Below are 14,812 nucleotides of genomic sequence, written 5' to 3'. Positions count from 1 at the left end.
CCTCCCACATTTTGACCGAGGTGTATCAGCTCACTGCGAGTTCCACCACGCCCTCATTCAATCGCACCGGCCACACCTGCAATCGCTGGTGTGGCGACTCCAGGCACTGGCCGTCCTGCAAGCGGTAATGCTGCTTATAGATCGGCGCAGCCACCACCAAATCGCCCTTGATACTGCCGACCAATCCACGGCCAATTACATTCGCTCCCGACTCCGGGTCATGGTTGTCGATGGCGAACAGCGTCTGCTCCTGCGCACCCGGCAGGTAGAACAGCGCCACTTGAGCGCCGTCCAACCACACCACTACGCCGGAGTTGCTCACCAGGTCTTGCTCACTGCACACCCCTTTCCAGGTGGACAGGTGGTGCTGAGTGTCAGGCTGGCTCATCAGGCAATCTCCTCGATGACGGGAATCAGGTTGAGTTCGGCGGCCATGATCGGCCGGCGCTGGCCGCGTTCCTGGACAAAGTGGATGTCCGGGTCGGGGCGTTTGTCGTTGACGAAGGTGCGGAAGCGCTTGAGTTTTTCCGGATCCTTGAGGGCGTTGGCCCACTCGCATTCGTAGCGGTCGACGACCAGCTGCATCTGCGCTTCCAGCTCCGCGCCCAGGCCGAGACTGTCGTGCAGGATTACGTCTTTGAGGAAATCCAAGCCACCTTCCAGGCTTTCGCGCCACACAGAGGTGCGTTGCAGTTTGTCAGCGGTGCGGATGTAGAACATCAGGAAGCGGTCGATGTACTGGATCAACGTGGCGTCGTCGAGGTCAGTAGCGAACAGTTCGGCATGGCGCGGACGCATGCCGCCGTTGCCCGCGATGTAAAGGTTCCAGCCCTTCTCGGTGGCGATCACGCCCACGTCCTTGCTCTGGGCTTCGGCGCATTCACGGGTGCAGCCGGACACCGCGAACTTGAGTTTGTGCGGCGAACGCAGGCCCTTGTAGCGATCCTCGATCAGCAGCGCCATTTTCACGCTGTCCTGCACGCCGTAGCGGCACCAAGTGCTGCCCACGCAGGACTTCACCGTACGCGTGGATTTGCCATACGCGTGCCCGGTCTCAAAGCCAGCGGCGATCAGCTCGGCCCAGATATCCGGCAGCTCATGCAACTGCGCGCCAAACAAGTCGATGCGCTGGCCGCCGGTGATCTTGGTGTAGAGGTCGTATTTCTTCGCCACTTCACCGATTACGATCAGCTTGTCGGCCGTGATTTCACCACCGGGAATCCGTGGCACCACCGAGTAGGTGCCGTTCTTCTGCATGTTGGCCATGAACGTGTCGTTGGTGTCCTGCAACGGCACCAACGAGGCGTCCATGATTGGCTGGTTCCAGCACGACGCCAGGATCGAACCCACCGCCGGTTTGCACACGTCGCAACCGGTGTGGCCACGGCCGTGTTTGGCCAGCAGTTCTTCGAAGGTGGTCACCCCTTCCACACGCACCAGGGCATAGAGCTCCTGACGGGTGTAGGCGAAGTGTTCGCACAGGCTCTTGTCGACGCTGACGCCACGGGCAATCAACTCGTGTTCGAACACTTGCTTGAGCAAGCCCGCGCAACCGCCGCAACCGGTGCAAGCCTTGGTCTGGGATTTGAGCAGGCCGAGGTCGCTGCAACCGCCGTCGATGGCCGAGCAAATCGCGCCTTTGGTCACGTTGTGGCACGAACACACCGTGGCCGATTCCGGCAACGCGCCTGGGCCGAGGGTCGGTGCACCGGCGGACGACGGCAGGATCAGGCTGGCCGGTTCCGCAGGCAGTGCAATCGCGTTCTGCATGTATTGCAGCAACGTGTCGTAGTAGCTGTTGTCGCCAACCAGCACTGCGCCGATCACATGCTTGCCCGATGCGTCCACCACTAGGCGCCGGTAACTGGCGCTGGCCTCGTCGATGAACTGATAGCTGCGCGCACCCGGCGTGTGGGCATGGGCGTCGCCGATGGAACCCACGTCCACGCCGAGCAGTTTGAGCTTGGTGGACATGTCGGCACCGACAAAGGGCTCGGCGACCTGCCCGCATAACAATGCGGCTACCCCACGGGCCATCTGGTACCCCGGTGCGACCAGGCCGAACAGGCTGCCGTTCCACGACGCGCACTCGCCAATCGCGTAGATGTGCGGATCGCAACTCAAGCACTCATCGTTGATCACCACCCCGCCACGCGGACCAATCTCCAGGCCAGCCTGGCGCGCCAGGGCGTCCTGTGCGCGGATACCTGCGGAGAACACGATAAGGTCGGTTTCGAGGAACTCGTCGTTGGCAAAGTTCATGCGATAGCGGTACTGCTCGCCCGCGCTGATCGACTGCGTGGCACGGGACAGGTGCACGCCGACGCCCAGCCGTTCGATCTGGGCCTTGAGCGCCAGGCCGCCGAAATCATCCAACTGCACTGGCATCAAGCGCGGTGCGAACTCCACCACATGGGCTTCCAGCCCCAAGCTTTTCAGGGCGTTGGCGGCTTCCAGGCCCAGCAGGCCACCGCCCACCACCACACCACGTCGGGCATTGGCTGCCGCTGCACGGATGGCATCAAGGTCGTGCAAGGTGCGATACACCAACCGCGAATCCCCTTCGGCGCCTTCGATCGGCGGCACGAACGGATAGGAGCCGGTGGCCAGGACCAATGTGTCGTAGGCCACGCAGCCCTGAGCCGTGATCACCTCACGGCGAACGCGGTCGATCTCCAGCACCGGCACGCCCAGGTGCAACGTCACTCCCGGCGTCTGGTACAGCGACGCCTCGGAAAGTGCCAACGACTCGGCATCGCGGCCCGTGAAATACTCGGACAGGTGCACACGGTCATAGGCGCGCATCGGCTCTTCGCTGAACACATGCAGGTGGTAGTGTTGCAGCGCGCCGCGCTCGATCAGTTGCGCCACACAATGGTGACCGACCATGCCATTGCCAACGACGATCAGGGTTTTCATCGGTTTGTTCATATCAGCACCTGACAACATTCATCACGGTTTAAAAAGCAAAAAAAAACGCCTGAAACCTTGCGGTTCCAGGCGTCTTTGCCTGTTCTTATGCGGGATCTGTTCGGACGACTTCGCCGGATCCATCGCTTTATGCCCATGACCTCAATGGCCTGTCGATCGTCGTTGACCGAGTGGGGTTGACGGGGAGCTTGCAGGCTCTATGCCAATTGGCCGCGGAGCCGTACGTGGCGCCGCTGAAGTCTCCTCGCGTTGCCTGAACAACGTGGATTGCGCATCCAACTGGTGCGCGTTGCATCAAAAAGGCGCACTTGCATCATCAATTTCCAGGCTGATGAGTGTTGGGGCTGCTTCGCAGCCCAGCGCGGGCGGTGCGACGATTCGACTAGCCCGCACACCCCAACAGCCAGCTCACCGGAACAAGCCGGCTCTTCACAAAAAAGCACCCATTGCAGCGTTCGAAAAAACCTGGCGCGTGACTTGCTAGGAACACCTGCATAAAGCAGTCAACGCTGATTGCCCATTCACGACAAAGGCGCCGTGCAACCCCCGTTTCCAAACGGAGGGTTGCAGGGCGCTTTTTTGTTGGCGGGTAAAAAAGTTTAGAGGGTGACGGATGGCAAACCAAAGCGTACGTAGCGTGTGTCCTTATTGTGGCGTCGGCTGCGGCATCGTGATGCAAGTGGAAAACAATAAGGTGGTCAAGGTGATCGGCGACAAGGCCCACCCCACCAACGTTGGCCGCCTGTGCACCAAAGGTACTACGTGCGGCCAAGCCATCGCCGAGTCCGGGCGCATGGAAAACGCTTACCTGCGTGAGCAGCGCGATCACGACCCGGTGCGGGTCGCCATGGACACCGCCATCAGCGAAACAGCCGGCCGTTTGCGCCATATCCTCGACCGTGACGGCCCCGATGCGTTGGCGTTCTACGTGTCCGGACAAATGTCCCTGGAGGCGCAATACCTGATCAACAAATTGGCCAAGGGGTTTGTGCGCACCCGCAATATCGAATCCAACTCGCGGTTGTGCATGGCCAGTGCCGGCAGCGGCTACAAGCTGTCCCTCGGTTCCGACGGGCCACCGGGTTCCTATGAAGACTTTGACCGCGCCGACCTGTTCTTCGTGATCGGCGCCAATATGGCTGACTGTCATCCGATTTTGTTCCTGCGCATGATGGACCGGGTCAAGGCCGGGGCGAAGCTGATCGTGGTCGACCCCCGGCGCAGCGCCACCGCCGACAAAGCTGATCTGTACCTGCCGATCAAATCCGGCACCGACCTCGCGCTGCTCAATGGCCTGCTGCACCTGCTGGTGAAAAACGGCCACACCGACCCCGGCTTTATCGCCACGTTCACCGAAGGTTGGGAGGTTATGCCCGGTTTTCTTGAGGACTACCCGCCCCACAGCGTCGCTGCCATCACGGGTTTGGCGGAAGCGGATATCCGCCAAGCCGCCGACTGGATCGGCCAGGCCGCAGAATGGATGAGCTGCTGGACCATGGGCCTCAACCAAAGCACCCATGGCACCTGGAACACCAACGCCCTGTGCAACCTGCACCTGGCCACCGGCGCGATTTGCCGCCCCGGCAGCGGGCCGTTTTCCCTCACCGGCCAACCCAATGCCATGGGCGGCCGCGAAATGGGCTACATGGGCCCGGGCCTGCCAGGACAGCGCTCGGTCATGGTCGACGCCGACCGCACATTTATCGAAGACCTCTGGCAAATCCCGCCTGGCCACCTGCCGCGCCAAGCCGGCAACGGCACCGTGGCGATGTTCGAACAGATGGCCGCCGGGCAGATCAAAGCCTGCTGGATCATCTGCACCAACCCGGTGGCCAGCGTGCCCAATCGCCAGACCGCTATCGACGGTTTGCGCACAGCAGAACTGGTGATCACCCAGGACGCCTACCTCGACACCGAGACCAACCGCTACGCCGACATCCTGCTGCCCGGCGCGCTGTGGGCCGAGGCCGAAGGGGTGATGATTAATTCCGAGCGCAACCTGACCCTGATGCAAAAGGCCGTCGATGCACCCGGTGAAACCTTGCCGGACTGGCAGATCATCGCCCGGGTCGCCTGTGAAATGGGCTTTGCCGACGCGTTCACGTATGCCAGCGCCGCCGACGTTTTCGAAGAAATCAAACGCGCCTGGAACCCCAAGACCGGCTATGACATGCGCGGCGCCAGCCATGCGCGCCTGCGTGAACAACCGCTGCAATGGCCTTGCCCTTCAGCCGACGGCGCAGACCGAAACCCGATCCGCTACCTGAATACCGGCACGCTCAGATTCGCCACCGACAGCGGCAAAGGCCAATTCTTCCCGCGCCCCCATATGCCGCCTGCGGAAATGCCCGACGACCGCTTCCCTTTCGTGCTCAACACCGGCCGCCTGCAGCACCAGTGGCACACCCTGACCAAGACCGGCAAAGTCGCCACCCTGAACAAACTCAACCCCGGCCCGTTCGTGGAGATCCATCCCGACGATGCCGCGCGCCTCGGCATCACGGCCAAGGATCCGGTAGAGGTGCGCTCCTTGCGTGGGCGTGCCGTGCTGCCTGCGGTGATCACTGACCGCGTGCGGCCCGGCAACTGCTTTGCGCCCTTCCACTGGAACGATGTGTTTGGCGAGCACCTGGCGATCAATGCGGTGACCAACGATGCCGTCGACCCGATTTCCCTGCAGCCCGAGTTCAAGTGCTGCGCGGTCGCGCTGGCCCGAGTCAAGCTGATCGACCATCAATTCCTCGACCAACCGGCGCCCACTTCCCATGACCTTCCGGAGGACCTCACCATGTCGCGCCTTGACGCCTTCGCTGATCTCACCGGTATCCGTAACAGGCCGGCGCCGTCACTGAGCGACAGTGAACGCACCTACCTCGCCGGCTTCCTCAGTGGCCTGCACTCCAGCGCCGCGCGGCAGGACGCTGGCGTCCCGGTGATGCCGGCAAGCGCGCCATTGGCCCAGGACACCCGCTTATGGCTGGACGGGTTGCTCGGTGGTTTGTTCAGTCGCACAGGCGCTGCACCGCTCCCCTCCCCGGACGTCACCCTGTTGTGGGCCTCGCAGACCGGCAACGCCGAAGCCCTGGCCGAGCGCTTCGCCAAACGCCTGCGCGAAGCGGGCATCAGCGTGGAACTGAGCGCCATGGCGGACTTCCCGACGAGCAAACTGGCGAGTACCCAGAACCTGGCGCTGATCAGCAGCACCTTTGGCGACGGCGACCCACCGGACAATGGCGAAGGTTTCTGGCACAGCCTCAGCACCGTCGACACGCGCCTGGAGTCCCTGCGCTTTGCCGTACTGGCCCTGGGTGATCCGAATTACGACCAGTTTTGCAGGCACGGCAAAAGGCTTGATCAGCGCCTAGTGGAACTGGGGGCGACGCGCCTGCTGGAACGCGTCGACTGCGATACCGAATTCGAAGAACGCGCCGATACCTGGCTGACGAAGTTGCAGCAAACCCTCAACCCGGCAAAGCCCGTCACACTGGCCGCCACACCCGCCGGCAAAACCAAACTGCATCAATCACGCCTGCTGCTCAACCGGCACCTGAACCCCCAGAACGCCCACAAGGAAACTCGCCAATTCGCCCTGGACCTGGCGGACTCCGGCCTGACCTACGAAGCCGGAGACGCCCTCGGCGTGCGGCCGCGCAACTGCCCGGAACTGGTGAGCGAACTGCTGGAGCTGACCCACCTGAGCCCTAGCGCCTCGGTAAACATCGACACCTTTGGTGAGGTATCGCTGCAACAGGCGCTGACCCAGCACTTCGAGATCGCCCGTCCTGGCAGCGAGACCCTGGCCTTTATTGCCGAGCGCAGTGCCAATCCGGGCCTGGAACAACTGCTGCGGCCCGAGCGCAAGGCTGAACTCAAAGACTGGCTATGGGGCCGACAGCTCACGGATGTGCTGCAGCAATATCCCATCGACTGCTCGGCGGACGAGCTACTGGGCACCCTCAAACGTCTGCAACCGCGTCTGTATTCGATTGCCTCCAGTGCCAAGGCCCATCCCCACGAAGTGCACCTGACGGTGGCCGCCGTGCGTTATGGCAAGCGCAAAGGCGTGTCCTCCACCTTCCTCGCCGACCGCGTCGGCGACGGCGAAGTGCCGGTGTTTGTGCAGCCGTCCAAACACTTCCGCACGCCCAACGACGGTGACGTGCCGATGATCATGATCGGTCCCGGCACCGGTGTGGCGCCGTTCCGTGCGTTCTTGCAGGAGCGTCGGGCCCTGGGGCATCAGGGGCGTAACTGGCTGTTTTTTGGCGAGCAGTACGCCGCCAGCGATTTTTATTACCAGGACGAACTGCAAGGCATGCAGCGCGACGGCCTACTCACCCATCTGAGCCTGGCGTTTTCCCGCGACCAGGCGCAGAAGATCTACGTGCAGGACCGCATCCGTGAACACGGCGCCGAGCTGTGGCGCTGGTTGCAGGACGGCGCCAAGCTGTACATCTGCGGGGATGCCAGCCATATGGCCAAGGACGTTGACCAGGCACTGCGCCAGGTCGCAAATACCCACGGCGGACTGGGCGTAGAGGACGCCGTGGAGTACTGGCGCCAACTGAGTGAGCAGAAGCGTTATCTGCGTGATGTCTACTGATTGGATACAGAACAATCGCCGATTGTATTGTGTACAAAAAACCCTAAAGATTTGCCGGCATCTAGCCGAAACAGCGGTGATAGCAAATCGCCGCGCTGCGGGTGCAGAATGCGACGGTTTCACCACCCTCCGTGCTGATGGTCGTCTCGATGAAAATAAAAAATAAGCTTGTACTGGCGTTTGTCTCTGTCGCGTTTATCCCGGTCAGCCTGGTGGCGGTGATCTCTGTCATGAACACGCGGACCCAGGCGGTCGATCAGTTCATCGACGGCAGCACCCGCGAAATCCGCCAGATCGATGGCAATATCCGTCAGTTCTTCGACGGCACGCTGCAGAACGTCGATCAAATGGCCACGGATCCTGTATACACCTCCGTCAACACCCTCAAGAATTACCAACCCGCCGACGCTGCCAGCCAACCGATGCCTGCGGCCGCGCAAGAGGTGATCGACCGATTCGCCCGGTTTGGCGCCACCCATCCGGCGGCGGCCATCCTGTCCATCGGCCTGGAAGACGGCACCTACGTCAAATGGCCCGATGATCCACAACTGGCTAAATACGATCCACGCACACGCCCCTGGTACAAAGCCGCGATGGCCAGCCCCGGCAAGACCGTGCGCACCCCGGCGTACTATTACGACAAAGACGACGTGGCCCTGGTGGGCACAGCGCGGGCACTGCTGGATAACGCCGGCAAGGCCAAGGGTGTGTTCGTGGTCAGCGTGTCGCTGAAGAACCTCACCGAGTTGGTCAAGAGCATCAAGCTCGGCGAAAGCGGCTACGTAATGCTGATCGAGGACGGTGTGGTGCTGGTCGACCCGCGCGACGCCGCCCACAGCTTCAAGCCGCTCAAGGAGCTGGGTGCCGCCTATGCGCACTTGGCCGAGACACCCCAGGGTTCTACCGAAGTGGAAATCAACGGCGTGCGCTACATGGCCAACGTGTGGACCTCCCCCGGCCTGGGCTGGCGCTATATCGGCCTGATCGAACACCGCGAAGTCATGGCCGAAGCCACGCGCATGACCTACCTCACCGCCGTCATCGTCGGCGTGCTGGTGCTGATCTTCGGCGTGCTCGCGGCGGCGTTTTCCAAAGTGATCGTCAAGCCCATCGGCCAGGTCAGTACCGGTTTGCAGTCGATTGCCGAGGGTGAAGGCGACCTGCGCCACGAACTGCACGTGCAGGGCAAGGATGAAACCGCTGAACTCGCTGGCTGGTTCAACAAGTTCCTCGCCGCCATCCGCCAATTGATCCAGCACATCGGCGCGGCCTCGGCCAATTTGCACAACGCCTCCAAGGTCAACAGCGAAGTGGCGCACAACATGAACGAAGCCGCCGGGCGGCAGCGTGAGGCCGTGGAACTGGTATCCACCGCATTCAACGAAATGGTCGCCACCGCTAACGAAGTCGCGCGCTCCTGCAGCAGCGCGGCAGAGTCGGCGGAGAACGGCCATCGCCGTGTGGCCGAGGGCAAGCAACAGATCGAGGTCACCACCGATAACGTCAACCGCCTGGGCCGCCGTCTGACCGAGTCGTCCGACGCCATGGTCGAACTCGAAGCCGGCAGCCGCAGCATCAACCAGATCATCGGCACCATCCGCGCGATTGCCGAACAGACCAACCTGCTGGCGCTCAACGCCGCCATCGAAGCAGCCCGCGCCGGTGATCAGGGTCGTGGTTTTGCGGTAGTGGCCGATGAAGTACGGGCGCTGGCCAAGCGCACTTCCGACTCCACCGGCGAAATCGAAAACCTGCTGGGCACCCTGGAAAACAAGACCCAGGAAGTCACGCAAAAAATGGGCAGTTGCCTGGACCTGTCACGGGCCAGTGTGTCGTCCATTGAAAGCGCGCGGGACAGCTTTGAAGGCATCCAGTTGTCGGTCAACGAGATCCGCGACCAGAACCTGCAAATCTCCGCCGCCGCCGAGGAACAACACAGCGTGGCCGAAGAAATCAACCGGCATATCCAGCAGATCTACGACGAAGCGCGCCTGGTGGAAAGCCTGGCCAACTCCGCGCAAGACGACTCGGGGCGCTTGTCGAATTTGTCGGATGAGCTCAATGGGTTGGTGGGACGCTTCAAGTCCTGAGGGTTGGCAAGCACATTGATCAACGCTGGGAGCGGGCTTATCGAATCGTCGCACCGCCCGCGCCGGGCTGCAGAGCGGCCCCAATAAGACCGCCGCGATTTCTTAGTAAAACCCAGTGCCAGGTTTTGGGGCTGCTTCGCAGCCCAGCGCGGGGCAAGCCCGCTCACCACAAGTGTTATGTGTCAGCCTTTAGGAAGTGTGTAGATGCTCATGCTGCAATGGTCGTGGGCATCTACACATCTGCGGTGAAGACATAACCTGACAAAACGACGCTCTTGTGGTGAGCGGGCTTGCCCCGCGCTGGGCTGCGAAGCGGCCCCAATAAGACCGCCGTGATTTCTTAGTAAAACCGCGTTGGCAGGCTTTGGGGCTGCTTCGCAGCCCAGCGCGGGGCTAGCCCGCTCACTACAGGGTCATGTGTTGGCCTTTAGAAAGTGCGGAGATGGCCATGCTGCAGTGGGGGCCTCACGGCCAACACCTTTATTGCTGTTGCGAGGCCATCCAACCCAGAAAGGTCTGCAGCCGGGTCGTGAAGTTGTCGACTTCGGCTTCAGGATTTCGCGCTTCAAACAGAAAGAACGCCACCTGCGTGATCATCGTCGGATAACGCCTGACGAACAGTGCAACATGCTCTTCAAGTGTCTGCGGCCACGTTGTTGCATCCTGCGAACGCAACACATGCGTGGCCCGCACCACCTTGCGTGATGCTTCACGCTGCAAGCGCAATCGGTCCTGCTGGGTAGCGGCTTGCGCAATACGCGTGAGGTAGCCGGCCAGCACGTGTTCAAAGTCGGCATTCAACGCCACGGCAATGTCGCGGGACGGCCGAAACCGCTCGAAATGCAGGGAAAGATCATTGCCCCACAGGCAGCGGCAATGGTGCTTGAGCCAGAAGCCCCAACTGTTGCTGTTGTCAGCCGCTAACACTTGCCCACGACTGCCGATGTCAAAATCGACCTTAATGACTTGCGGGTGCCGTTGCTCCAACGCCCTGCGAATCGCTTCCAGACGCGCCAGCAGCGGCGCGGTGGGCGGTTCGCGCAGCACCAGCGTGAGGTCCAGGTCAGAGACACCGGGCGTGGCGTCTCCCCTTGCGACACTGCCGTACAGATAGAGGCTGTCCAGCCCCAAATCATCCGGCGACAGCGAAGCGCAGACATCCTCAAGCAATGCCTGAAACTCAGGCTGCATAGGGTTGTGGGGGACGCTTAGGATATAGCCATCCGGGTCAATACCCGAGCTGTTCGACGTCATCACGACTGTCTCTTCCAGTGCTCATAAAACGCCAGCGCTGCCACGTTTTTGTCCTTGGATTCCAACATGATGTCGAAGCGCTCCAGAAACTGCAGCGCGTAGTTGTTGGTCCAGCGGTTCCACATCTGCGCGCTGTGGGCATACAGGTCACGCTTGGAGACCACCTGCAACAGCGCGTCCATTTCCAACTTGTGCTCGGCGTCGAAGCCCAGTTCCTGGAGGACTTCCTGGGGCTGGGAGTAGTGCATCGTCGGCCGCACGCCGCGCCAGCTGTCGATCACGCGAGTGACGCGTTCGCTGCTGGGATCGATGTACTCGTTTTCGTTGATCCAGCAGTGGTGAATATCGAGCACAACCGGCGCCAGATCGGCGACTTGCAGGCAGTGGTCGAGCCCGTAGGTCTTTTCATCGTTCTCGAAGGTGATGCAGTTGCGCGCCACCTCAGACAAGCGCGACCACACCGCGCGAGTGCCCTCAACGCCCAGGCGTCCGGCGATGTGCACGTTGCACTTGAGGTCCTGGAACTGCCGCCCGTAGCCCATCATGCGGATCATGTCGGCGTGGTATTCGAATTCGGCGAGGCTGTTTTCAACCACGCCGGGGTTTTCCGAACCGAGCACGCAGTATTGGCCAGGGTGGAACGACAGCCGAATATCCGAGGCACGCGCCAGCTCGCCGATGGCGGCGAAACCTTCAATCAATTGGCGCTCGATGGCGGGATCTTTATAGACGTCGGCGACTTTCGGATGGCTGTAGAACGGCAGCAGGTCGCTGCTCAAGCGCAGCATGCGCAAGGTTGGCGGCAGTTGGGCGACATAGGCCAACAGGCGCAATTGCGCTGCCAGATTATGGGTGACCACTTCGACCAATTTTTCGCGGGCGACCTGCGGCGTAACCCCGTCCATCCAGCGCAAGGTGGTCGTGCGGGGGTTGAACGGGCCTTCGATCAGCTTGAGGGCGCTGGGCGACAACAGGCGTTCGGGGTGCTTGTACTGGCATGCGAAGCCAATGCGAGGGTGTGTCATAGAGGCGCCTGGCGAAAGGAAAGTACACGATGATACGGCCTTATGCATGGGCTCTGGCAGCGGGCTCATAATATTTAGACACCAATCACCCTGAACTTTCCGACAAGCGCCGCGCTCATTTCCTATGCGCTGCCCCGCCCAGGGGCGTTGGATAAAAAGGAGCCGCCCCCCCATGACTACCCTCTCCACCTATCGCCCCACGCCAGGTCCGCTGCATGCGACCTTGCTCGCCGGCACCGTGCCGCTGTTTCTTGGCGCGTTGCTCAGTGACATCGCCTACACCCAGACCTACCAGATCCAGTGGGCGAACTTCGCCTCCTGGCTGATCGCCGGTGCGTTGGTATTCGGTGGTTTTGCGCTGCTGTTTGCACTGGTCAACCTGCTGCGCGCCGAGCGTAAGGCCGGGCAACCTACTCGGTATGTCCTGCTGTTGTTGGCCACCTGGATACTCGGTCTGGTCAACGCGTTCCAACACGCCAAGGACGCTTACGCCTCCATGCCGACCGGCCTGGTGTTGTCGGCGATCGTGATGCTGCTGACGCTCGCAGCGACCTGGACCGGCCTGCGTTCGGGAGGTGTGAAATGAAAACCTCCAGCACATTGACCCTGTTGAGTGCCGCCCTGCTGTTAAGCGCCTGCGGTGGCGAAGGCGATAAAACCCAGGCCCGCGGCCCTGATCCCAAATTGCCGGAACAACAAAGCAGCCTGCTGCCGAGCATGAAGATCGCCGAGCCCGCGCCATGGGGCGATCAGAAACCCAAAGTGCCCGAAGGCTACAGCGTCACGGCCATCGCCACCGACCTGGCCATCCCCCGCCAGACCCTGGTGCTGCCCAACGGTGACATCCTCGTCGCCGAAGGCCGTGGCGGCAGTGCGGCCAAGCTCAAGCCCAAGGATGTGATCGCCAGCCTGATCAAGGCCGAGGGCAACACCAAGGTCAAGAGCGGCAACCGCCTGACCCTGCTGCGCGATGCCGACGGTGACGGCACCTACGAGCTGAAAACCGTGTTCGCCGATAACCTCAACGCGCCCTATGGCCTGGCATTTGCGGACGGCAAGCTTTACGTCGCCAATCAGGATGCGCTGGTGCGTTTCGACTACACCGACGGCCAGACCAAGGCCAGCGGTGCGCCGGTCAAAGTCACCGACCTGCCGGCACAGATCAACCACCACTGGACCAAGTCCCTGGCCGTGAGTGCCGACGGGCGCCAGCTGTACGTGGGTATCGGCTCCAACAGCAACGTCACCGAACGCGGCATGGAAGTGGAGATCGACCGCGCCATGGTCTGGCAGATCGACGCCGCCACCGGCGCGCACAAGCCCTACGCGACCGGGCTGCGCAATCCCACGGCGCTGACCATCCAACCCGACTCCGGGCAACTGTGGACAGTGGTCAATGAACGCGATGAACTCGGCCCCGACCTCGTGCCGGACTACCTGACGTCGGTGCGTGAAGGTGCCTTCTACGGTTGGCCCTACAGCTACTGGGGCCAGAACGTCGACCCGCGTGCACAACCACAGAACCCGGCCAAAGTCGCTGCTGCGATCAAGCCGGATTACAGCTTGGGCTCTCACGTGGCGGCACTTGGTGTGGACTTTTCCATCCCGGCCATGGGCGAAAAATTCGCCGACGGCGTGTTCGTCGGCGAGCACGGCAGTTGGAACCGCGAGAATCCGGTGGGCTACAAGGTGATCTTTGTGCCGTTCAGCAATGGCAAACCTGCGGGTGAGCCGGTTGACTTCGCCACCGGCTTCCGTGGCGACGACGGCAAGACCCGTGGCCGCCCGGTGGGCGTGACGGTGGACCCCAAAGGTGCGCTGATCATTGCGGATGACTTGGCCAACACGGTGTGGCGCGTGACGCGTAACCAATAACAGCGCATTGAGTGTGCGACAGCTGATCAGCCGTCAGCTGTCGCCCTTTAATTGCTCCTGCAACCAGCCCAACAACGCCGCGATCTCTGGGCGGTCGCCCGCGCCTTGATGACGATAAATCGAAATCGCCTCGGGTAAATGCACGCTCTCCACACAGGGCCTGACCAGCGCCCCACTCTCGATCAGCCTGCTTGCCGTACGGCGCCAGCCCATGGCAACTCCATGCCCTTCCACCGCTGCCTGCAACATCAATGGATAACTGTCGAATGTGGCACTGCGCGCATTGGCGGCCACTGCCTGCCCGAACACCTGCAACCAACTGTCCCACTCCATCAAGTGCGGAGGCTGGGAGCTGTGGTGCAAAAAAGTGGCCGACTGTAATTCGGTGAGCGACAGCGGTTGTCGCGCATCGAAGTAGGCCGGGCTGCACACCGGGAACACTTCGTCAGCAGCGGTGAACATCAAGGGATGTGCGCCACTGGGTCGCCGCGAACTTTGCAGAGCAACGTCGAAGTGCGCATTGAACTCCGTCAGCGGCCGGGTTGAGGTCACGACCTGGATATCGAGATGCGGGTATTGCTGGTGGAAACTCGACAGACGCGGCATCAACCAATAAAACGCTTCGCACAGTTGGCAGAGCAGCACCACCCGGTCGCTGCGTTGCGCGGCGCGCAAGAGGGCTGCGCTGTCACCGATGCTGTGCAATGCGTCGCTAACCACCCGCGCCAGGTCACGCCCTTCTTGCGTAAGGGATACCGCGCGGTTGCGCCGGTAAAACAGCTTCACCCCGAGGTTGTCTTCAAGCCCACGAATCTGTCGGCTGACAGCCGCCTGTGTGATGTGCAATTCATCCGCCGCCCTGGAGAAACTGCACAGGCGCGCCGCTGCTTCAAAGGGCAACAAGCTGGCAAGAGGCGGCAAGGTTTTACCGAGCGTATTCATAATCTGAAGTTATGCATTCAGGGCCGAGAACTCGTTTGTAGCACAGCCTCGCGGCTAGGCACCATGGATCTCTCGCCTGATGGATAACCCTG

At 61.6% G+C, this 14,812-nt stretch carries 9 protein-coding genes; 4 read left to right on the top strand and 5 right to left on the bottom strand.

Going from position 1 to position 14,812, the window contains the following annotated elements; genetic code table 11:
• Positions 1–25 precede the first annotated feature (25 nt).
• Entirely contained in the window at positions 26–388 is a 363-nt protein-coding gene (nirD, locus tag AOA61_RS18365; RefSeq protein WP_099602330.1) for a nitrite reductase small subunit NirD, read from the bottom strand.
• Positions 388–2,931 (bottom strand): nitrite reductase large subunit NirB, encoded by a 2,544-nt coding sequence (gene nirB / locus AOA61_RS18360; protein WP_099602329.1) that lies wholly within the window; start codon positions 2,929–2,931, stop codon positions 388–390. Before nirB ends, nirD begins: the two co-directional genes overlap by 1 nt.
• A gap of 613 nt (positions 2,932–3,544) precedes the next feature.
• On the opposite strand from nirB, the gene AOA61_RS18355 reads away from it, so the two are divergent.
• Entirely contained in the window at positions 3,545–7,534 is a 3,990-nt protein-coding gene (locus AOA61_RS18355; protein WP_099602328.1) for a bifunctional nitrate reductase/sulfite reductase flavoprotein subunit alpha, read from the top strand.
• A 149-nt stretch (positions 7,535–7,683) separates the two neighbouring features.
• Positions 7,684–9,624, top strand: coding sequence for a methyl-accepting chemotaxis protein (locus tag AOA61_RS18350; RefSeq protein WP_032885309.1), 1,941 nt, complete (start codon positions 7,684–7,686; stop codon positions 9,622–9,624).
• A gap of 480 nt (positions 9,625–10,104) precedes the next feature.
• Here AOA61_RS18350 and AOA61_RS18345 read toward each other — a convergent pair whose 3' ends face one another.
• Positions 10,105–10,878: a nucleotidyltransferase domain-containing protein gene (locus AOA61_RS18345; protein ID WP_099602327.1), complete on the bottom strand. Its 774-nt coding sequence runs from the start codon at positions 10,876–10,878 to the stop codon at positions 10,105–10,107.
• Positions 10,878–11,903, bottom strand: coding sequence for a UV damage endonuclease UvsE (locus tag AOA61_RS18340; RefSeq protein WP_032885311.1), 1,026 nt, complete (start codon positions 11,901–11,903; stop codon positions 10,878–10,880). Before AOA61_RS18340 ends, AOA61_RS18345 begins: the two co-directional genes overlap by 1 nt.
• A gap of 172 nt (positions 11,904–12,075) precedes the next feature.
• Here AOA61_RS18340 and AOA61_RS18335 point away from each other — a divergent pair, with 172 nt between their 5' ends.
• Both AOA61_RS18335 and AOA61_RS18330 read left to right on the top strand, forming a co-directional pair.
• Positions 12,076–12,489 carry a DUF2231 domain-containing protein gene (locus AOA61_RS18335; protein ID WP_032885312.1) on the top strand — a complete coding sequence of 138 codons (414 nt, stop codon included), beginning with the start codon at positions 12,076–12,078 and terminating at the stop codon, positions 12,487–12,489.
• Positions 12,486–13,778, top strand: coding sequence for a sorbosone dehydrogenase family protein (locus AOA61_RS18330; protein WP_032885313.1), 1,293 nt, complete (start codon positions 12,486–12,488; stop codon positions 13,776–13,778). The genes AOA61_RS18335 and AOA61_RS18330 overlap by 4 nt, the downstream gene beginning before the upstream one ends.
• A gap of 33 nt (positions 13,779–13,811) precedes the next feature.
• On the opposite strand, the gene AOA61_RS18325 is transcribed toward AOA61_RS18330, so the two are convergent.
• Complete coding sequence (locus AOA61_RS18325; RefSeq protein WP_099602326.1) at positions 13,812–14,720, bottom strand: LysR substrate-binding domain-containing protein; 909 nt, start codon at positions 14,718–14,720, stop codon at positions 13,812–13,814.
• Positions 14,721–14,812 lie beyond the last annotated feature (92 nt).

Origin of the sequence: Pseudomonas sp. 2995-1, from assembly GCF_002742505.1 — a bacterium.
Lineage (GTDB): Bacteria > Pseudomonadota > Gammaproteobacteria > Pseudomonadales > Pseudomonadaceae > Aquipseudomonas > Aquipseudomonas sivasensis.
The sequence above is the reverse complement of the archived record's forward strand: the minus strand, read 5'-3'. Positions and strand labels throughout refer to the sequence as shown.